Here is a 21,435-nt window from a genome sequence, read left to right as displayed (position 1 = left end):
TATGCCTTTTTACCATAAATTAGGAAATATTCCACCAAAACGTCATACCATTTTTAGAAAGCCAAACGGCGATTTATATTACGAACAATTGTTTGGAACCATCGGTTTTGATGGAATGTCTACCAACAGCTACCACGAACACAGACCAACACAAGTCAAAGAAATACGCAAGCAATACAGTGTAAAACCTACAATTGCTAAAGCAAATAATATGCAATCGTATCGCTTTCGCGGATTTCAAGTGCCACCAGAAGCAGATTATTTAGAAAGTAGAAAAGTAGTATTGACCAATAGTGATTGTAACATCATTTTGGCAGCTCCGCAAGAATCTACTCGTGATTATTTTTATAAAAATACAGACGCTGACGAATTAATATTTATCCATAAAGGAACAGGAAAACTCCGTACAATGCTCGGAAATCTTGATTTTAAATATGGAGATTATCTATTAGTGCCACGCGGAATTATTTACAAAATAGATTTCGATACAGACGATAACCGATTATTCATCGTAGAGTCGTATCGACCAATATATACACCAAAACGCTACCGTAACTGGTTTGGACAATTGTTAGAACATTCGCCATTCTGTGAACGCGATATTAGAAGACCGTACGAACTAGAAACGAATGATGAGAAAGGAGACTTTTTAATCAAAGTAAAAAAACAAGGAGACATTTTTGAAATGGTATACGCTACGCATCCTTTTGATGTAATTGGATACGATGGTTACAACTATCCGTACGCCTTTTCAATCCATGATTTTGAACCTATTACAGGGCGTATTCATCAACCGCCACCAGTGCATCAAACTTTTGAGACAGATGCTTTTGTAGTATGTTCTTTTGTGCCAAGACTCTACGATTATCATCCAGAAAGTATTCCAGCACCATACAATCACAGTAATATTGATAGTGATGAGGTTTTATATTATGTAGATGGTGATTTTATGAGCAGAAATGATATTGATGCTGGTCACATTTCATTACATCCTGCTGGGATTCCTCACGGACCACATCCTGGAGCAGTAGAACGCAGTATTGGTCAAACAGAAACCGAAGAATTAGCAGTGATGGTAGATACTTTCAAGCCATTGCAAGTGACAGAAGAAGCTATGAAAATTGCTGATGAAGATTATTTTAAATCTTGGTTAGAATAAAAAAATAGTACGAATGAGACAACAAACAACTAAAATCGCAACGCATATTCGTGCCATGTGGTAAATACTATTTATCACACTTGATTATTTACAAAATGAATTCGCAAATGCATTAAAAAATTAACAAAATGGCAGCAGAAATAAAAAATTTAAAGGACTTACAAAATACAGAATACGGACTCAAAAAATTATTTGAAGAAGCAGAAGACTTTCTTCCGTTGTTAGGAACTGACTATGTGGAATTATATGTTGGAAACGCAAAACAATCTGCACATTTCTACAAAACTGCTTTTGGTTTTCAATCAGAAGCCTATGCAGGTTTAGAAACAGGAATGAAAGACAGAGTTTCGTATGTATTAAAACAAGATAAAATTAGATTGGTATTGACAACTCCACTGGGAAAAGGAGGTGAAATCAATGAGCATATCGATTTACATGGCGATGGTGTAAAAGTAGTTGCACTTTGGGTAGAAGATGCAACAAAAGCTTTTGAAGAAACTACCAAAAGAGGTGCAAAACCATATATGGAACCTACGAAAGAAGAAGATGAAAACGGATATGTAGTGCGTTCAGGAATTTACACATATGGAGAAACAGTGCATCTTTTTATAGAGCGTAAAAACTATAACGGAATCTTTTTACCAGGCTATCAAAAATGGGAATCTCACTACAATCCAACACCAGTAGGATTAAAATTTATCGATCACATGGTAGGAAATGTAGGTTGGGGAGAAATGCAAGAATGGTGTGAGTTTTATGCGAAAGTAATGGGATTTGCGCAAATCATTTCTTTTACTGACGATGACATTTCTACAGATTACACAGCGTTGATGAGTAAAGTAATGAGTAATGGTAATGGACGTATCAAATTCCCAATCAACGAACCGGCAGAAGGAAAAAAGAAATCGCAAATTGAAGAATATTTAGACTTTTACAATGGTCCAGGTGTGCAGCATATTGCTGTTGCAACAGATAATATTATCGAAACGGTTTCGCAAATGCGCGAACGTGGTGTGGAATTCTTATATGTTCCAGAGACGTACTATGATGACTTATTAGAAAGAGTTGGAGATATTGATGAAGATGTGGAAGAACTAAAAAAGCATGGAATCTTAATTGACCGTGATGAAGAAGGATACTTATTACAGTTGTTTACCAAAACCATTGTAGACCGACCAACGATGTTCTTTGAAATCATTCAACGTAAAGGTGCGCAATCGTTCGGTGTAGGAAACTTTAAAGCACTCTTTGAAGCTATTGAAAGAGAGCAAGCTGCACGCGGAACGTTATAAAAACATAAAAACTATCAAAAACGTACACTGAGCGGAGTCGAAGTGTGCGTTTTTTATTTTCTCTTCAAAACAACAACAACATGACCAGAGAAGAATTACTCGCTGCCATAGACAAAAAATATTTGGATATGGGACAAGATCCTGATGTACACCTTTCAGGATTATTATATGCTGAACCCATGAAATATTGGGACTTTATTCAAGTAGATGCACTCTTAGGATTACAAACGCAACGTACACAATTGCCAGATGAAATGGTATTTATCATGTATCATCAGGTAAATGAATTGGTTTTTAAGATGATTTTGTGGGAAATGAAGCAAATTTCGCATACAGAAAACATTGTACCAGAAAAGTTCGTAATGCATTTAATGCGTATCAGTCGCTATTTTGATTTACTGTCCAATTCTTTTGAAATTATGGGAGATGGAATGGAGGTTGAACAGTACATGAAATTCCGTGATACCTTAACACCTGCCAGTGGGTTTCAATCAGCACAATACCGAAAGATAGAAATTGCTTCTACCGAACTTATCAACTTAATTGATTATAGATTTAGAGCTACCATTGATCGTGAAACACCGTATTTGCATGCATATAACAATATGTACTGGCAAGTCGCAGGACATGATCATAAAACTGGCAAGCGTAGTAAATTGATGGTCAACTTTGATGAAAAATATAAAAAAGAACTCATTTCTTGGATGAAAGAATACAATACCATCAATTTGTGGACAAAATTCAAGCAATTACCAAGAGAATATCAAAATGATACTTCACTCATTAATGCTATGCGTCATTATGATCATACGGTAAATATTAGTTGGGTAATGCATCATTACAATGCAGCAGCAAAGTATATAAACTCAAATCAAGGAAATTCGGAAGCTACAGGCGGAAGCGATTGGCAGAAATATATGCATCCAAAATATCAAAAAAGGATTTTCTTTCCAGCACTTTGGAGCGAAGAAGAACTTGAAAATTGGGGAATTACCAACTTAGAAGGCTATAAAACACTAAAATAACCTAGAAAACCAACGCTTTAAAATCTAAAAAGTTGCACATTTCTTATAAAAAACAAATAATCATTGAATATTCAATAATAATAATCGATGAAATACATGTTTAAATGTAATAATTGTGTTAAAGTCAACTACTGTGATTGCACAATGTAAAGCTCGTTTTATATTTGCAGTGCAAAAGCGAGTGGTTTCCTTTTGCAACTTTAAGAAGAGAGATTTTCATAATTTAAAGTTTTGGTTGGTTAATAAATAAAAAGAGAGCTCGATCGTAAGATCGAGCTTTTTTTATGACCTCTTTTTGTAGAAGTAGGTGTGTTTTTATTGAGAAATCATCAATAAAAACTAAAAAGTGTTGAATATTCAATATTAAAAATCGACAAAATACATCTTTGAATATAAAAATTGTGTTAAAATGAAATACTATGCTAGCATAATAAAATTCTCGTTCTATATTTGCAGTGCAAAAGTGAGTGGTTTCCTTTTGCAACTTTAAGAAGAGAGATTTTCATAATTTAAAGTTTTGGTTGGTTAATAAATAAAGAGCTCGGTCGTAAGATCGAGCTTCTTTATTTTTAAAGTTTTTCTTTTTGATTCTTATTCATAAAAAAGGCTGCCAATATGTTGACAGCCTTCAATAATTATTCAATCGTTGTTAATAAATAAAGCTATGATATACTTATGTGAACCAAGATAATAGTAAAAAGGAAAGCCTAATATGTTGAAACTCCTTGATAACTAGATTTAATTTAATAATTTTCCCTAAAAGTGAGCTAAAAGTGGTTTCTCCTACTTTTCAAGTATTTCTATAATAGAAACAAGTGATAGTTAGATTTAGCGTACCAGTAAGTAAAAAAAATACCAATGAAAGAGGTGACTCATCAAACATTAACAAAAAATTAATTTTTTTTTGGAATAGTAATTGTTTTGCTAACATAAATTAACAGAAAAGTAGTTAGTATTTTACTATTTTTACAAACCTATTATACTGAACATGAAACGTACACTTTCTATAATTTGCCTACTGTTAGCTTGTTTCGCAGGACAAGCACAAAAAAAAGATACCGCGTTTGAAACGGGCGAATGGTTTAAATTTAGAATCCATTACGGATTTATAAATGCTAGCTATGCTACGCTCGAAGTTAAAGACGATTACTTAAACGGAAAAAGCGTATATCACGTTGTTGGAAAAGGAAAAACAACAGGTTTTGCTAGTATTTTTTTCAAAGTAGACGACAATTACGAAAGCTATTTTGATAAAGACACAGGAAAGCCATACAAGTTTATTCGTAAAATTGATGAAGGTGGACATACGAAAGACATTGAAATCGATTTTAACTACAAAAAAGAAAAAGCGCTTGTAAACAATAAAAAGCATAAAACGAAAAGTGAATACGACATTGAAAAAAATGTTCAAGATATGGTTTCAGCTTTTTATTATCTTCGCAACAATTATGATGTGTCAACAATAAAAGAAGGTGACGAAGTAGTGCTAAATATGTTTTTTGATAAAGAAAACTTCAAGTTCAAGTTAAAATTCTTAGGAAGAGAAACAATGCGAACTAAATTTGGAAAAGTTCCTTGTCTAAAATTCAGACCGTATGTACAAGCCGGACGTGTATTTAAAGAAAGTGAAAGCTTAACACTTTGGGTTTCTGATGATGAGAATAAAATTCCAATTCGTATCAAAGCCAAACTTGTGGTAGGCTCACTAAAAGCAGATTTAGATGCCTTCAAAGGATTCAAACATCCTTTTAAAATTATTGTAGATTAGGAGCGTGAAATGAGCCGCAACAATCATTTGTTAATACTCAACTAGGTTGCAAGGCAAATCTCATCTGATACATCCCGAAAATAAAAATAAGCAGATGAAAATTTCCCCAGAAATTGCAGAGCGAATTGAAAAATTAGACAAAAAATATACAAATTCAGGACAGGACTTAGGCTCATATCTCGATGGCTTATTGCACCAGCGATATCTAACATATTGGGAATATATTCACTTAGATACCTTACTAAGTCTACAAATTCCACGTACCTTTTTTCCTGATGAGGAAATCTTTATCATGTATCATCAAATTACAGAACTATACTTTAAGTTGATCATACACGAACAAAAACAAATTATTGACGACAAAGATCAAACAGCAAAGTTTTTTACAGAGCGCATCCATAGAATAAACAATTATTTTAAAGCATTAATTTCCTCTTTTGAAATCATGATTAATGGAATGGAAAGAGAGCAATTCTTAAACTACAGAATGTCTCTGTTGCCAGCAAGTGGATTTCAATCAGCGCAGTACCGAATGATTGAATTGTATGCAACACCTGTGGAAAACTTAGTACATCATACCGTACGTGATCAATTTTCAGCAGACAACTCTTTAGATGATCTTTATGAAAATATCTACTGGAAAAAAGGGGCAACCGATAGCAAAACAGGCGAAAAAACTTTAACACTCAAACAATTTGAGTATCGTTACACACCACGTTTCATGAGAATTGCTGCAGAAGTACAACACAGCACAATATATCACCGCTATTTAGCGTTGCCTGAACAGGTAAAAGAAAATAAGAATTTAATTGAAGCCCTAAAACAGCTAGACCTCAATGCAAATGTCAATTGGCCACTTATGCACATGGGCTCAGCATATCGCTATTTAAGACGCGAAAAAAAGACCATTGAAGCCACTGGAGGAACAAATTGGAGAGAATACTTGCCTCCAAGTTTTCAAAAAGTGATCTTTTTTCCCGAAATTTGGAGCGAAAATGAAAAAGGCGAATGGGGAAAAGAATGGGTAGACCATATCTTCAATACAGAAAGAAAACAATGAAAATAGCTAAAATCACACTGCTTACACTCTTATTAGTAGCTCTTTACGCATGTTCTGGCGAAAAGAAAAACGAAAAAGAAATTGTACAAGTTGAAGCGGCAGCGCCTGATCCGATGGAATTTGGATTCCATCTAAATGACTATGTTGTGGTGCGAGATACGGTACGAAGTGGTGATAGTTTTGGTGAGATATTAGGAAAAAATCATATTGGCTACTCAAAAATCTTTCAAATAGCCGAAAAAACGAAAGACACGTTTGACATTACAAAATTAAAAGCGGGAAAACCCTATACACTTTTATGTACAAAAGGTGATTCGCTTCAACGACCAGAATGTTTCATCTATCAAGAAAATAGTATTGACTATGTCGTTATCAATTTTAAAGACTCTATCAATGCCTATAAGGAAAGCAAACCTGTAAAAATTGTTGAAAAAGAAGCTTCAGGAGTTATTCTAAGTTCTTTGTCAGCTTCGTTAGATGATGCTGGTTTAAGTCAGCTACTGGCGTATAATATGTCTGATATTTATGCGTGGACAATTGACTTTTTTAGACTGCAAAAAGGAGATGAATTTAAGTTAATCTATACTGAAAAATATATAAATGATACCACTTACGTGGGAATTGATAAAATCCATGCGGCGTATTTCAAGCACAATGGAGAACCGTTTTATGCCTTTGAATTTGAAACTGATAGTGTAAAGCAAATTGTGGACTTTTATGATGAAAATGCTAAAAACTTACGTCGTGCTTTCTTAAAAGCGCCTGTGCGTTACAAACATGTTCGTATATCATCGCGTTACAATTTGCGCAGACGTATCAAGCTATACGGAAATCGTATCCGACCACACAAAGGAACTGATTTTGCCGCGCCAATAGGAACGCCAATCATTTCAACAGCAAACGGTGTTGTGGTTGAATCTGCGCGTAGAGGAGGAAACGGAAACTATGTCAAGGTAAAACACAACAGCACGTACACCACACAATATTTGCATATGAGTAAGCGAAAGGCAAAAGTAGGTGAATTTGTAAAACAAGGAGACGTCATTGGTTGGGTTGGAATGACCGGAAACACTTCTGGGCCACACGTATGTTATCGTTTCTGGAAAAATGGACGTCAGGTAGATCCATTCAAACAAAAACTACCAGATGCAGATCCGATAGATTTAAAACTAAAAGAATCTTATTTAGAATTCATTAAGCCATTAAAACAGCAATTAGATGGTATTCAAATAGAGCTTCCAATAGAGGAAGCACCAATAACTGCAATAAACTAACACATCATGTTGACAGACATAAACCCTACAGAAACTGAAGTTTGGAAAAGACTTCAGGAGCACTTCTATGCAACGAAATCGTTTGCGCTAAAAGATTATTTTACAACAGATTCTCAAAGAGCAGATCGTTTCACGATTCAGTGGAAAGACTTTTATGTGGATTATTCGAAAAATAGAATCTCTCAAGAAACTATGGATTTGCTATTAGAATTGGCAGCTGAGGTGAATCTAAAAGAAAACATAGAAAAATACTTTAGCGGCGATATTATTAATGAGACTGAAGGTAGAGCAGTGTTGCATACCGCTCTACGCGAAAAAGAAAGTAGCGAAGTATATGTAGATGGTAAAAATGTAATCCCTGAAGTATACGAAGTAAAGCAAAAAATAAAAGAATTCTCAGAAGCCATTATTTCTGGAAATCAAAAAGGACATACAGAGAAAGCTTTTACTGATATTGTAAATATTGGAATTGGTGGTTCTGATTTAGGGCCTGTCATGGTAACGGAAGCTTTAGAACATTATAAAAATCACTTAAAAGTGCATTTTGTATCCAATGTTGATGGCGATCATGTACAAGAAGTGATTAAAAAAGTAAATCCTGAAACTACTTTATTTGTCATTGTTTCAAAATCATTTACTACGCAAGAAACCTTAACCAATGCGTTGACAATTCGTAAATGGTTCTTAACACAAGCCTCAGAAGAAGCCATTGCTAAACATTTTGTGGCAGTGTCTACAAACTTGGAAAAAATCAACGAATTTGGAATAGCGCCAGAAAATGTATTTCCAATGTGGAATTGGGTTGGTGGACGTTTCTCTTTGTGGAGTGCGGTTGGTTTATCAATTAGTTTAGCTACTGGATATGATAATTTTGACAAACTATTATCGGGAGCACATGAAATGGATACACATTTCAAAACTGCTGCTTTTGATCAAAACATTCCGGTTGTATTGGCATTGATAAGTGTATGGTACAATAACTTCTATGATGCAGAAAGTGAAGCTATCATTCCGTATACACAATACTTACATCGTTTTGCGGCATACTTGCAACAAGGAATCATGGAAAGTAATGGGAAAAGTATAGACAGAAAAGGAAATCGAGTTAACTATGAAACGGGAACCTTAATTTGGGGAGAACCAGGTACCAATTCACAACATGCATTTTTCCAATTAATACACCAAGGAACCAAGCTCATTCCAGCAGACTTTATAGGATATGTACATTCATTATATGGAGATAAAGAGCATCATGAAAAATTAATGGCAAACTTCTTTGCGCAAACGGAAGCATTGTTAAATGGAAAAACAAAAGAAGAAGTCTTAGCAGAACTAACAGCCAAAGGAATGGAGGCTTCTCAAATAGAAAAACTCCTTCCATATAAAATCTTTGAAGGCAACAAACCTACAAACACCATTTTAATAGACAAGCTCACGCCAGAAAGTTTAGGTGCATTGATTGCTTTATACGAACATAAAATATTTGTACAAGGTGTAATTTGGAATATTTTTAGTTATGATCAATGGGGAGTTGAACTTGGAAAACAATTGGCGACAAAAATTTTAACAGACATTAAGAGTTCTGAAATTGCAGAACATGATGCTTCAACTACGAATCTTTTAAGATACTTCAAAAAAAATAGAAAATAAATGTTAATAATTTAGTTTATATCTTAATTCACTGCAAAACAATCAAATAGGTTAAAAATGTAAATTTGGTATAATGTTAAAACATTTAACATTCGCTTAATGTATGCATGCACAATAAATACGATTTTTGCGGCATTAAATAAACTAATAAAACTTATGAAAACGTTTAACAACTTGTTTTTTGTAGTAGCGATGTTCTTAGTAACATCAGTTGCTTTTTCTCAAGGAACAATTACAGGTACTGTAGTAGATGAATCAGGACCGCTTCCAGGAGCTAGTGTAGTTGTGAAAGGGACGACCAATGGAACATCAACCGACTTTGATGGGAAATTCACATTAGACGTGAACTCTGCATCCGGAACTCTTGAAGTATCATATGTAGGATTTGATACAAAATCAGTTACTTTCAATGTTAGTGGAGGAACACAAAATTTAGGAACTATCAAATTAGTTTCAAACAACTCTCTTGATGAGGTGGTTATTGTAGGTAGCGGAATTATCGATTTAGCCGAAGATAGAAAAACTCCTATCGCTGTATCTACAATTAAGAAAAGAGAAATTCAAGAAAGAGCAGTTGGTAATGTTGAATTACCTGAAATTATTAAGTACACTCCTTCTGTATTCGTTTCTAGACAAACAGGATTTGGTGATGGACGGTTATTAGTGAGAGGTTTTGACGACACTAACACTGCTGTACTTTTAAATGGTCAGCCAATCAACGCTCAAGAAGATGGACGTGTATTCTGGAGTAACTGGGCAGGAATGGCAGATATCGCAAACGCTGTTCAGGTACAACGTGGTTTAGGGGCTTCTAAATTAGCAATATCTTCTGTTGGTGGTACAGTGAACATTGTAATGAAAGCTGCAGAAAAGAAACAAGGTGGATCTGTACGTTTCTTAACAGGTAACGATAGTTATTTTAAAGGAACTGCTGAGTACAATACTGGTATAAACGATAAAGGATGGGCTTTTTCTGTATTAATTGACCACTGGCAAGCACATAGAAGATGGGCTGAAGGAACTTTTGGACAAGGACAAAACTATTTCTTCTCTGTTGGATATAAGCCAAATGAAAGACATAACTTCAACTTCTTAATAACAGGAGCACCTCAGTTCCACGGACAAAAATGGTCTCAAAGTGTAGATAGAACACTTAATGATCCTAAGTTTAACCAACACTGGGGATATACCTCAAACTTACAAGGAAATAACTATACTTCTGATATCGATTCAGAAAGAAGAAACTTCTACCACAAGCCAGTAATGAACTTAAACTGGGACTGGACTATTAGTGAAAAATCAGATTTATCTACAGTATTATACGCTTCATGGGGACGTGGAGGTGGAACAGGTCCAAGAGGTGATGGTAGGCTAAGAGACCCAAATGGTCAAATTGATTATTTTGCAATTGAACAGTCAAATCAAGCTATAGGTGTAGCAACAGGAGGAGATGATGGTCCTGGTTATATCCGTAGAGCTTCTATGAACAATCATGCTTGGTATGGAATCGTATCTAACTTTAATCACGAAGTAAATGAAAACTTTGCGTTTAATGTTGGTACAGACTTAAGATATTATGTGGGAGATCACTTCCGTCAAGTAGCCAATTTATATGGATTGACAGCTTGGGAAGAGGATGGTGTATCATATACTACAGAATACAATCCAGATCCATGGGCAGCATTATTTAATTTTGCTGATGAAGGTGATAGATTAGACTATGACTACTCTGAAACAATTACATATCAAGGGTTATTTGCTCAAGGTGAGTACTCTACAGACAGATTCTCTGCATTCTTCCAAGGAGCAGTTTCTAACCAAACATATCAAAGAGAAGGACGCTTTCAGGGAGATTTAGGGAAGTCCGACAACCTAAGCAAAGTTGGTTACAACTTAAAAGCTGGTTTAGGATATGAATTTACAGAAGATCACAAGGTATACCTTAACACTGGTTACTATTCAAGACAACCGTATTTAGATAACGTATTCACAAACATTCGTAGATCTAATGCGTTGGTTCAACCAGAAGTAGAAAACGAAGAAATTACTGGTATTGAAGCTGGTTACCAATTTGAAGTTGAAGGTGTATTCAGAGCTATTTTTAACTTCTACCACACAGATTGGGATAACAGAGTTTTATTATCTGGAGGAACAATCACAAATACAGATGGTTCTGAAACAAACATCAATGTTTTTGAAAGAGGAGTTCGTCAAGTACACAGAGGAGTTGAGTTAGAGTTAGACGCTAGACCAACAGATTGGTTAGACTTAAGAGGATTTGTTTCTGCAGGTAGCTGGCAATATAAAGGAAGTAGTAATGTACAAATATATAATGACGATACAAATGTATTAATCTCTTCAACTGAAGGAGTTGATAGAGATGGTGTAAAAGTTACTACTGCTCCACAATTTACTGCGGGTGCTACGGCGAAAGCAAGAATCATTACTGGTTTATCTGCTGATATAAACTTCAAGCACTTTGGTAATCACTATTCAAATGATAGAGACTTTGATGGAACACCACAAACTAGAAACTTCCCAACTTTGGATAGTTTTGAATTAGTTGACTTAGGTGTTACTTATGACTTCAATATTGGAGAAAATAAGTTAACTTTCAGAGCAAACGTTTTCAACGCATTTGATAAGAGAGGAATTCAAGATACTGATCAGTTTGGATCATTCCCAATTACTGGACGTACATTCAATACTTCTTTAAGATATCATTTTTAAAAGAAGAAAAAATAAAACAGTTCTAAAATAGAATTGTCTCAAAAACTAAAAAAGTCAAACCACATTTTGGTTCGGCTTTTTTAGTGCTTTTAACAGACTCATTGTTAAAAGATTAAATAAATTAAATTATTATATGAAAAAACAGTACAATTTCTTTTTTACAGTAGCGATGATATTGATAACATCGGTAGCTTTTTCTCAAGGTACAGTTACTGGAAAAGTAGTAGATGAAAATGGTCCTTTACCTGGAGCAAGTGTCGTAGTGAAGGGAACAACAAATGGTACATCAGCAGATTTTGATGGAAATTTTAAAATTAATGTCAACAGTACTACGGGTACTATCGAGGTATCGTATGTAGGATTTGGTACAAAATCGATTCCTTTCAGTGTAAACGGAGGAACGCAAAATTTAGGAACAATTACGTTGGCTTCTGATAATTCTTTAGATGAAGTAGTGATTGTAGGTGTTGTTGATATAGCAAAAGAGCGTGAAACGCCAGTAGCTGCATCAACCATTAGAGCTGCAGAAATCGTTGAAAGATTAGGAAACCAAGAACTTCCTGAATTGTTAAATGCAACGCCATCTGTATACGCAACAAAATCTGGTGGTGGTTTTGGAGATTCAAGAATTAATATTCGTGGTTTTGACCAAGTAAACACTGCTGTATTGGTAAATGGTGTGCCAGTAAACGATATGGAAAACGGTCGTGTATTCTGGAGTAACTGGACAGGTTTAGCTGATGTAGCTTCTGCAATTCAGGTTCAAAGAGGTTTAGGTTCTTCTAAATTAGCAATCTCTTCTGTAGGTGGTACATTAAACATTGTTACTAAAACTACTGAAAGAAATGAAGGTGGATTTGTAGGAACAACAGTAGGTAACGATAGCTATTTAAAAACAATTGCTTCGTATTCTACAGGAAGAATGGAAAATGGTTTTGCCTTTACAACATTATTCAGCAGAACAGCAGGAGATGGTTATATTGACGGTACTGCTTTTGAAGGATACAACTACTTCTTAGGATTTGGTTGGTCTAACGAAAAAAGAACACACGATATTCAGTTCACTTTAACGGGAGCACCACAGGTACACAACCAAAGAACAACAAGCTTCTTTAACGCTGCAACAATTGCACAGTACTTACAGTATGGAGACAAGTATAACTTCAACAATGGTACTTTGAATGGTGAAGAATTTAACTGGAGAAGAAACTTTTACCACAAGCCGGTATTATCATTAAACTGGGATTGGAATATTTCTGAAAAAACAAAATTATCATCTGTACTTTATGCTTCTTACGGTCGTGGAGGTGGAACTGGTGATATCGGTAGAGGTAGAACAGGAGCTGGACGATCTGCTTTTGCTTCAAACCTAGCTTTTAGAGATGCAGCTACTGGAATTGTAAAGTTTGATGAAATTGCACAATGGAATGGAGGACAAACAACTTCTTTCACAGGAACTGGAGATAATGATATTACCTTAACACAACCTGATTCTCAAGGAAATCACTTTGTAACTTCAAGAAGTAACGGTATTGTTCGTAGAGCTTCTATTAACTCTCACAACTGGTTTGGTTTATTAGCAAATTTAAACACACAGTTAAATGATAACCTTACGTTTGATATTGGATTTGATGCTAGAACGTACAAAGGTTTCCACTATAGAAGATTAGACAACTTATTAGGAGCTGACGGATATTTAGACAACAGTAATGTAAATAATCCTAATGTTGTATTAACAAACACATATTCTTCTGATTTCTCTTCTATCGTAAATGTATTTAAAGACATTGACAACGAAGATAAAATTAACTACTACAACATCGGATATGTACGTTGGTTAGGAATCTTTGGTCAATTAGAATATAAAAAAGATGACATCTCAGCGTTTGTTCAGTTCTCTGGATCTAACCAAGGATTTAGTAGAGAAGATTTATTCTTATTAACGCCTGCACAAGGGCAACGTACTGATTGGGAAAACATCTTAGGAGGAACAATCAAAGGTGGATTGAATTATAACATCAACGAAAATCACAACATCTTTGGTAATGCAGGATACTACTCAAAACAACCTTTATTTGATGCAGTATACTTAAACAATACCAACGAATTGAATGACGATTACAGAAATGAAAAAGTATTCGGAGTTGAACTAGGATACGGATATCAGTCTGAAAAATTATCGGCAAACGTAAACTTATATAGAACGTCTTGGAAAGACAGATTCCAACGTATTACAGGAACTTTCCCTGATCCAGACGATCCAATGGAAGAAGTGCAAGGACGTACAAATGTTGTAGGAATTGAGCAAATTCACTCTGGACTTGAAATTGAAACTACATACCGTCCATTAGACTTCTTAACATTTAGAGGAATGTTGTCTCTTGGTAATTGGGAATACGGAGGAACTGTAAGCGGACCTGCAATTGATATTAACAGTGATAACCAACGTGTAGTAGGTGAAAATACATTATACTTAGACGATGTAAAAGTTGGAAACGCCGCTCAAACTACAATGCGTTTAGCTGCTATTGTTGAGCCTGTAGAAAATTTAAAGTTTGATATTGCTTGGTTTAGAGCTGACGATTTATATGCAGACATTAGAGCAGAAGACTTTGATACAGCTGATAACAATGGTTCATTACAATTACCAGCATATAACTTATTTGATGGAGGTATCTCGTACAAATGGTTATTTGGTAAAGATGACAACCAAAAAGTTAATTTCAGATTGAACATCAACAACTTGTTCAACACTACATATCTTGCAGAATCGCAAACAAACATCTTTGCGAATCCTGGAGACGATACGTATGACGGAATTAATACAGCAAACAAAGCATTCTTCGGATTTGGAAGAACATGGAACTTTAGTGTGCGTTATTCATTTTAATATGAAGTAACACTATGTTGAAAACATAAAAAAGCCTCGTAAATTTTACGAGGCTTTCTTATATCTTGTAATTGATGTAAATTACAAATCAGGTTTCACGATCACAGTATGAATCACCTCTTGTGTCACAACAAGCACTAGCTTGTGTTGGAGGGCATCCAGCTGTGTAGTTACAAGTACTTACACCGCTTGTACCAATAGCAATGGTACACCAAACTGTCGCTCCACCCTTAACAACTGCCAAGTTGGAGATGGACATTTTTTTAAGATTTAACTTTGATTTACTTTTTTTTATGATTAATATATTAAAAATTATATCTCAAATTTCTCATTTTTTCCATTCAATACGTATTGTAGATTTGTTAAAATTACATAAATTTTCTTCTAAAAAGTTATGAAGTATATTCAAACTATTTTTGTCTTTTTTTATTAATGCACTGATCCATAAGTTTCTAAAGGTTTTGTCTTGAAATTCAGGGTACTTATAGGCACTTAAGTACTTTTCATCTATTAAAAAACGAAAAAGCTTCGTATCATTCCCATAATTCATTTCTATATTCAATTTTTCTGCATAATAAGCAAGCGTACTTTTTAAATATAATATATAATTATAATCGTAAAAAGCATCTTCTGGTGTTGTTTTTTCTATGAATTGATACTTTTGAGAAAGCGAATACATATACAATTTCAAATCTTCATTAGAAACTTCTTTTTTAATCAATGGAGTATCTGAATATACGTGGGCAACTTTTAGAATCTCTGCAATATCACCAAACGGATCGTGCACAATTTTTCCAACAGCATAAATGCGTGCTTCCATCTTTACATTTGAAAAAAACTGGTGATTGAATTTTTGCATAGTTTCTGCCTTACTTCGTCCCATATACGAAAAACAATATTCGTCAATAGTTTCGAGTCCTTTAAAAGATTTCTCAACACTGTATTTAAGAATCAAACGAATATCCACATCCGAATTTTCATTTTGTAATCCCACGGCATAACTTCCCGTTAAAAGAATCCCTCGTAGATTTAGCTGCTGTTTCCAATGTACTACAAATTTTTCTAAAACTTTTTCTATAAACAAAAAATTAGATTAGCATACAGGTTTCCCAATCTGTATTCAGGTTAAACTTCAAAGAAAGGTCTGCAAGTCCAATTCCTGCATATCCTTTCCATAGGCTAGCATCTTTTATATCTTCTGAAGCAAATCGTTCTGTGATGATTTTAAAACTCTCTTGCGCCTTTTCTATGAAGAATGCATCATTAGTTTCATGACTTATCTTTTAATAAATCAACGCAAATTTGCTTAATGAAATACTATACTCATCAGAAAGGTGCTTTGCAGTATGTTATAAAAAACTGTAGTGCTTTAGTTTGAAGCGAATCGTTGTTCAGTTCATTACCAGCTTTCCATAAGCAATATGCCTGATCAATTCGTATATCTTGTACCGCTCCCAATTGATGCAACAGCCAACTACTGGATGCTTTAAGCAAGTGGTAAACATAGAGTATTAAAGCTGTTTGTCTTTGCAATTTCTGTTAGTACTAGCATTAAACCAGAAATATTATCCACTGAGCTCAATTGATAATTTACATGATCCTTTTCAAAAGGATAACCAGAGTGCTTCCAATGCTTGCCATGTGTATCTGTAATACTTCTGTATTCGATATAAAACAGAAAATGGGTAATATACGTTCTGTATGTTTCTTTTATAGCTGGATTTTGTGTCGTTATAAATCCTTTCAAAAAGTAAAAGCAAATACCAGTAGCGCCATAAAAGAAATCATATACATTCGTATTCAATAACTGAATCATATCTTCGTACAAAAGCGTATCTATAGAAGTATCCAAAAAATCTTCTACATCCACATCTGCGATTTCAGCTTCATTTAAATGACAAATAAACCAACCAATGCCTGCTAAGCCATTATAGAAATTGGTGTGTACTTGAGTACTACTCATAATTTACATGACTTGCTGTAGTTTTAAAACTGCAGTATCATACGAAGCATCTTCATCCAATAACTCACTTCTATAAAAATAATACAAGCTTTCACCTGCGAGTCCATTCAAAAGTCCAACATTTCCAATATTAGAATGCTGTTCAAGCTTTTGTAAAATATGTTGAGAGTGGCTGTCTTTAGTTATCATGTATGATAACATATAAAAACTAAAATTACCACAAAAACTGCAAGAATACCTGCGGTTTTTAAACTTTAGCAAAACAATAACACAATATACTATTTTTAAAAAGGCTTTCATTCTAAACTTAATAACCTGTATCTTTGTGAAAATAGTAAGTTAACTTAAAAAACAACATAATTATGAAAGCCCATGTAGCAAGTTTACTAAATGCCATTGTATTAATAGGTTTAGGAAGTTGGGGATATTTTGGTTCTGACAATCCATCCATGACTGCATTAATTCCTGTTATTATAGGTGCAATTTTAATTGTCTTAAATGGAGGTGTAAAAAAAGAAAACAAAATTATAGCGCATATCGCTGTTGTGTTAACCTTAGCCATTCTTATTGGCCTTATAAAACCATTCATGGGAAGAATGGATGCAGCTGATTATGTTGGTGTTGCCAGAGTTTCAATAATGATTCTCTTTACAATGATCGCGATGATTGCATTTGTTAGAAGTTTTATTGATGCACGTAAACAAAGAGAGTTAGAAGAAGGTAATAACTAACGCGGTAAAAATATTTAGACATAAAAAAATCCTTATCAAATACGATAAGGATTTTTTGTTTTCTACAAATCATCTTATATTTCTAAACTAATGTGTCAAAAAATCGAGGAAGTTTCTTAATAAACAAAAAGCAAACTCATGTACGAAATTATAAAAACATTACATTCATATTTTGTGTATTGTGTAGTAGTAATGCTACTAATAGCAATTGGTAATGCTGTTATAGGCTTTCTCACTAATAAAAAGTTTACACTAAAGGATTTACGGATTTCGTTATTTGCAATCGTTTTTTCACACTTACAATTACTAATGGAAATCATTTTATGCTTTACATCTATAAAAGGATTTAAAGCGATTAAGGCGAATGGAACGAGATTGGAAAGTGCAGATCATTTATTGACCATAGAACATCTGATAGTAGGAATCTTAGCAATTGTTTTTATCACTATTGGATGGTCTAAACATAAAAAGCAGGAAACAGGCAAAAGAGCCTACGAGAAAATTATACTTTTCTATAGTACAGGATTGTTGTTGCTTCTTTTAAGACTGCCCTGGAAAACTTGGTTAAATCTTTACTAATAAAGAAAGAAATATTCAGACATAAAAAATCCTTATCAAATACGATAAGGATTTTTTGTTTTTATATGAATTCCACATATCTGCAGAATCTGATTTGCAATGTTCAAATGTCAGTTCACTTCTTTAATCAAGTGTACATATACTGGGAAGTGATCACTATAACCACCCGTATACGAACCACCGGCAAAACTTCTAAACGGATAACCTCTATAGCGTCCTCGTTTATTAGATAAATAGGTTTTATTGTAAATTCCTGCTTTGTAATAACGGTATTCCGAAAAGTCTTTCTTTAATAAAGGAGCAGACATTACAATTTGGTCAAACAAATTCCAACCATCTCTGTATGCCAAGGTTCCATTACCTTCTTTAGCCATACCTTCCATTGGATTGAATAAATCTTTTCCTTTAGCATTTTCACGTTTAGCTTTCGTTTTAAGTACTTCTTTCATACTTACGTTAAAAGGATCATCATTCAAATCGCCTATAGTGAAGATTTTTGCTTTCTTATCAATATCTTGTAAAGAATCGATAATGCGTTTGTTCAACTCAGCAGCTTTTACACGTTTTGGTCTACTTCTGGCTTCTCCACCTCTACGAGATGGCCAGTGATTTACAATAATGTGTACTTCATCACCATCTAACACACCAGAAACCAACAGTTGGTCTCTCGTATAAATACGTCTATCTCCATCATAAATGTACAATGGATGTTTTGAGAAACTGTGTGGTTGAAAGACACCTTGCTTGTACAATAAACCTACATCAATTCCTCTCTTATCAGGAGAATCGAAGTGGATAATACCGTAATCGGAATCTTTTAACTTTGGATGATTTACTAAATCTTCCAAAACTTTTCTGTTTTCAATTTCTGCAACACCTAAAATAGCAGGTGAAGTCTTCGAAATATCATATCCGATATCAGAAATTACACGCGCAAGTTTCGAAATTTTGTCTTCATAAATCTTTGAACGATCACCTTGAATTTCCATAATTGGACTCTTCTCGTCATCTTTCAGCGGATCATTAACAGTGTCAAATAGGTTTTCTACATTGTAAAACGCTATTGTTTGCACTTTATACTGCTTCTTTTTTTGTGCCCAACCATGGGTAAACACTAGTAAAAAAGCCAGTATTACTAGGGATTTAAGGTTTTTCATTTATTGAATGTTATGTTATCTTAAACAATCTATACAAAAGATAGACCAAAAGTAGTTATTAATTATAAATAATGTACATTTGCCCGTCGTTATTAAAGATTTTTTAAACTCGAATAATAATTAATTGCAAATTACAGTATGAAAAAACTTATTTTTTTATTTGGATTGCTATCGGTTTGGTTTGTCAGCGGACAAAATTCAATTACGGGAATCGTACTTGATGCCAATACAGATGATACAATTCAAAATGTTTTAGTTTCGGTTGCGGGTAACAACAAACAAGAAGTTGTTACAGATGCATCTGGAATATTTAAGTTAACAAATGTTGCAGCAGGGGAAGTAGACATCGTGTTTACAAAAGATGGTTACTCAATATTGAGGATGCCTGTAACGGTTGCCGATGGTCAAGCAATTGACTTGGGAACAATTTTGTTAAAAAAGTTCATTCAAGAAGATGTTACCCTTATAACATTGACGGATGATGAATTAAATGACGATTCAACAGCAGCAGACAACATCTCAGGATTATTACAATCGTCAAGAGATGTATTCCTAAGAACTGCAGCTTTTGAATTTGGAGCGACTTTCTTCAGAGTAAGAGGATTGGACTCAGAAAATGGAACAGTACTTATTAACGGTATTGAAATGAACAAGATGTTCAACGGAAGACCACAATGGAGTAATTGGGGAGGATTGAATGATGTTGTAAGAAATCAAGAGCTTACAAATGGTTTAAGTGCTTCAGATTACACATTTGGAGGTGTTTTAGGAACAACAAATATCAATACAAGAGCTTCTCAATACAGAGAAGGAGGTAGAGTAACGTATTCGTCATCAGATAGAAGTTATACCAATAGACTTATGGCAACATATTCTTCTGGTTTACTAGAAAGTGGATGGGCGTACACAGTTTCAGCAGGAAGAAGATGGGGAGATGAAGGTTTTAACGACGGTACTTTCTACGACGCAAATTCTTTATTTCTTTCAGTTGAAAAACAATTAAACGACAATCACAGTATTAACTTTACAGGAATTTACGCGCCAAACAGAAGAGGATTATCTTCTGCAAACACTCAAGAGGTATACGATTTAAAAGGAATTCGTTACAACGAATTTTGGGGATATCAAGACGGTGAAAAGCGTAACTCAAGAGTACGTAGAGTAATTGAGCCAATCTTGATGCTAAATCACTATTGGGACATTTCAGAAAACACGACGTTAAACACAAATGTTGCCTATCAATTTGGTGAGCAAGGAAGAAGTCGTTTAGATTTTGGTGGAACAGATTTAGATGCTAGTGGTTTCCCAATCGGAAACGCAGCAAACCCAAGTCCAACATACTACCAAAACCTACCAAGTTATTTCAGAAGAAACTTCCCAGACAATCCACTGTTAGCTTTCCAAGCGCAAGAAGCGTTTGTAAATGACGGACAAATTGATTGGACAGCTTTATACACAGCAAACCAAAATAACTTAGCTGCTGGTGGAAACGCTATCAATATTGTATATGAAGATAGAGCAGATGACAGACAGTTTACCGCAAATTCAATCTTAAACTCAGTAATCAACGATAATATTACTTTGAACGCAAATGTAAACTTCACTTCATTAGTTTCTGAAAATTTTGCAGAAGTTGTTGATTTATTAGGAGGAACAGGATATTTAGATGTAGATCCTTTTGCTAGCGATTTAGTAACTGATCCAGGTGCAGTTCAAAACGATTTAAACAATCCAAACAGATTGGTAACACAAGGAGATCGTTTCCGTTATAATTTTGAAATCAGATCTAACACTATTGGAGGTTTTGCACAAGCACAATTCAAATACAAAAAAGTAGATTTCTTTGTAGGAGCTAGTGTTAAAAATACAACCTACCAACGTGAAGGATTATACAGAAACGGTGGTTTCCCAGAGAATTCTTTCGGGAAAAGTGAAAAACTATCATTTACTGGTATAGGAGCTAAAGCTGGATTAACATATAAGTTAACAGGTCGTCACTTGTTTGATGTAAATGCAGGGTATATTACTAAAGCTCCATCAATTCGTAATACATTCTCTAACTCAAGAGAAAACAATAATTTTGTTCAAGGTATAACTGAAGAAAAGATTACATCATTGGATGCAAGTTATATCTTCAGATCTCCAATCATCAAAGCG

17 protein-coding genes are annotated in these 21,435 nt (G+C 34.4%); 12 read left to right on the top strand and 5 right to left on the bottom strand.

Annotation, left to right across the window (positions count from 1 at the left end; all coding sequences use genetic code 11):
- Window position 1: 1 nt before the first annotated feature.
- From MK119_RS10605 to MK119_RS10565, 9 genes are all read left to right on the top strand, one after another.
- Window positions 2-1,159, top strand: a complete 1,158-nt coding sequence (locus MK119_RS10605) for a homogentisate 1,2-dioxygenase (RefSeq protein ID WP_290678146.1) — start codon at window positions 2-4, stop codon at window positions 1,157-1,159.
- Window positions 1,160-1,287: 128 nt separating this feature from the next.
- The gene (gene hppD, locus MK119_RS10600; RefSeq protein ID WP_290678143.1) at window positions 1,288-2,451 is read left to right on the top strand and encodes a 4-hydroxyphenylpyruvate dioxygenase; all 1,164 of its coding nucleotides are present in this window, start codon (window positions 1,288-1,290) and stop codon (window positions 2,449-2,451) included.
- Window positions 2,452-2,531: 80 nt separating this feature from the next.
- Window positions 2,532-3,476: a tryptophan 2,3-dioxygenase family protein gene (locus MK119_RS10595; protein ID WP_290678140.1), complete on the top strand. Its 945-nt coding sequence runs from the start codon at window positions 2,532-2,534 to the stop codon at window positions 3,474-3,476.
- Window positions 3,477-4,464: 988 nt separating this feature from the next.
- The gene (locus tag MK119_RS10590; RefSeq protein WP_290678138.1) at window positions 4,465-5,244 is read left to right on the top strand and encodes a DUF3108 domain-containing protein; all 780 of its coding nucleotides are present in this window, start codon (window positions 4,465-4,467) and stop codon (window positions 5,242-5,244) included.
- 94 nt (window positions 5,245-5,338) lie between these two features.
- Complete coding sequence (locus tag MK119_RS10585) at window positions 5,339-6,304, top strand: tryptophan 2,3-dioxygenase family protein (RefSeq protein WP_290678136.1); 966 nt, start codon at window positions 5,339-5,341, stop codon at window positions 6,302-6,304.
- Window positions 6,301-7,578: a peptidoglycan DD-metalloendopeptidase family protein gene (locus MK119_RS10580; RefSeq protein ID WP_290678134.1), complete on the top strand. Its 1,278-nt coding sequence runs from the start codon at window positions 6,301-6,303 to the stop codon at window positions 7,576-7,578. Before MK119_RS10585 ends, MK119_RS10580 begins: the two co-directional genes overlap by 4 nt.
- A gap of 6 nt (window positions 7,579-7,584) precedes the next feature.
- On the top strand, window positions 7,585-9,228 hold the full coding sequence (gene pgi, locus MK119_RS10575) for a glucose-6-phosphate isomerase (protein WP_290678132.1): 1,644 nt from the start codon (window positions 7,585-7,587) through the stop codon (window positions 9,226-9,228).
- 156 nt (window positions 9,229-9,384) lie between these two features.
- The gene (locus MK119_RS10570) at window positions 9,385-11,958 is read left to right on the top strand and encodes a carboxypeptidase-like regulatory domain-containing protein (protein ID WP_290678130.1); all 2,574 of its coding nucleotides are present in this window, start codon (window positions 9,385-9,387) and stop codon (window positions 11,956-11,958) included.
- Window positions 11,959-12,091: 133 nt separating this feature from the next.
- Entirely contained in the window at window positions 12,092-14,848 is a 2,757-nt protein-coding gene (locus tag MK119_RS10565; protein ID WP_290678129.1) for a carboxypeptidase-like regulatory domain-containing protein, read from the top strand.
- Between the two features lie 88 nt (window positions 14,849-14,936).
- Here the strand turns inward: MK119_RS10565 and MK119_RS10560 are convergent, their stop codons facing one another.
- The 4 genes from MK119_RS10560 to MK119_RS10545 form a co-directional block, all read right to left on the bottom strand.
- A complete protein-coding gene (locus MK119_RS10560) occupies window positions 14,937-15,092 on the bottom strand; it encodes a hypothetical protein (protein WP_290678127.1) in 156 nt (51 codons plus the stop codon).
- Window positions 15,093-15,176: 84 nt separating this feature from the next.
- Window positions 15,177-15,932, bottom strand: a complete 756-nt coding sequence (locus tag MK119_RS10555) for a nucleotidyltransferase domain-containing protein (protein ID WP_290678125.1) — start codon at window positions 15,930-15,932, stop codon at window positions 15,177-15,179.
- A 402-nt stretch (window positions 15,933-16,334) separates the two neighbouring features.
- Complete coding sequence (locus MK119_RS10550; RefSeq protein ID WP_290678123.1) at window positions 16,335-16,811, bottom strand: lanthionine synthetase LanC family protein; 477 nt, start codon at window positions 16,809-16,811, stop codon at window positions 16,335-16,337.
- A gap of 3 nt (window positions 16,812-16,814) precedes the next feature.
- Entirely contained in the window at window positions 16,815-17,000 is a 186-nt protein-coding gene (locus MK119_RS10545) for a hypothetical protein (protein ID WP_290678121.1), read from the bottom strand.
- Window positions 17,001-17,173: 173 nt separating this feature from the next.
- On the opposite strand from MK119_RS10545, the gene MK119_RS10540 reads away from it, so the two are divergent.
- Window positions 17,174-17,542, top strand: coding sequence for a hypothetical protein (locus tag MK119_RS10540; RefSeq protein WP_290678119.1), 369 nt, complete (start codon window positions 17,174-17,176; stop codon window positions 17,540-17,542).
- A 138-nt stretch (window positions 17,543-17,680) separates the two neighbouring features.
- Window positions 17,681-18,121 (top strand): hypothetical protein, encoded by a 441-nt coding sequence (locus MK119_RS10535; protein ID WP_290678117.1) that lies wholly within the window; start codon window positions 17,681-17,683, stop codon window positions 18,119-18,121.
- Window positions 18,122-18,231: 110 nt separating this feature from the next.
- On the opposite strand, the gene MK119_RS10530 is transcribed toward MK119_RS10535, so the two are convergent.
- The gene (locus MK119_RS10530; protein WP_290678115.1) at window positions 18,232-19,278 is read right to left on the bottom strand and encodes an endonuclease/exonuclease/phosphatase family protein; all 1,047 of its coding nucleotides are present in this window, start codon (window positions 19,276-19,278) and stop codon (window positions 18,232-18,234) included.
- 138 nt (window positions 19,279-19,416) lie between these two features.
- Here MK119_RS10530 and MK119_RS10525 point away from each other — a divergent pair.
- A partial coding sequence (locus MK119_RS10525) for a carboxypeptidase regulatory-like domain-containing protein (RefSeq protein WP_290678113.1) occupies window positions 19,417-21,435 on the top strand: 2,019 nt, incomplete at its 3' end.

The sequence above is a fragment of the Kordia sp. genome (genome assembly GCF_022447245.1).
Taxonomy (GTDB): Bacteria; Bacteroidota; Bacteroidia; order Flavobacteriales; family Flavobacteriaceae; genus Kordia.
This window is presented reverse-complemented; position numbering and strand designations above follow the sequence as displayed.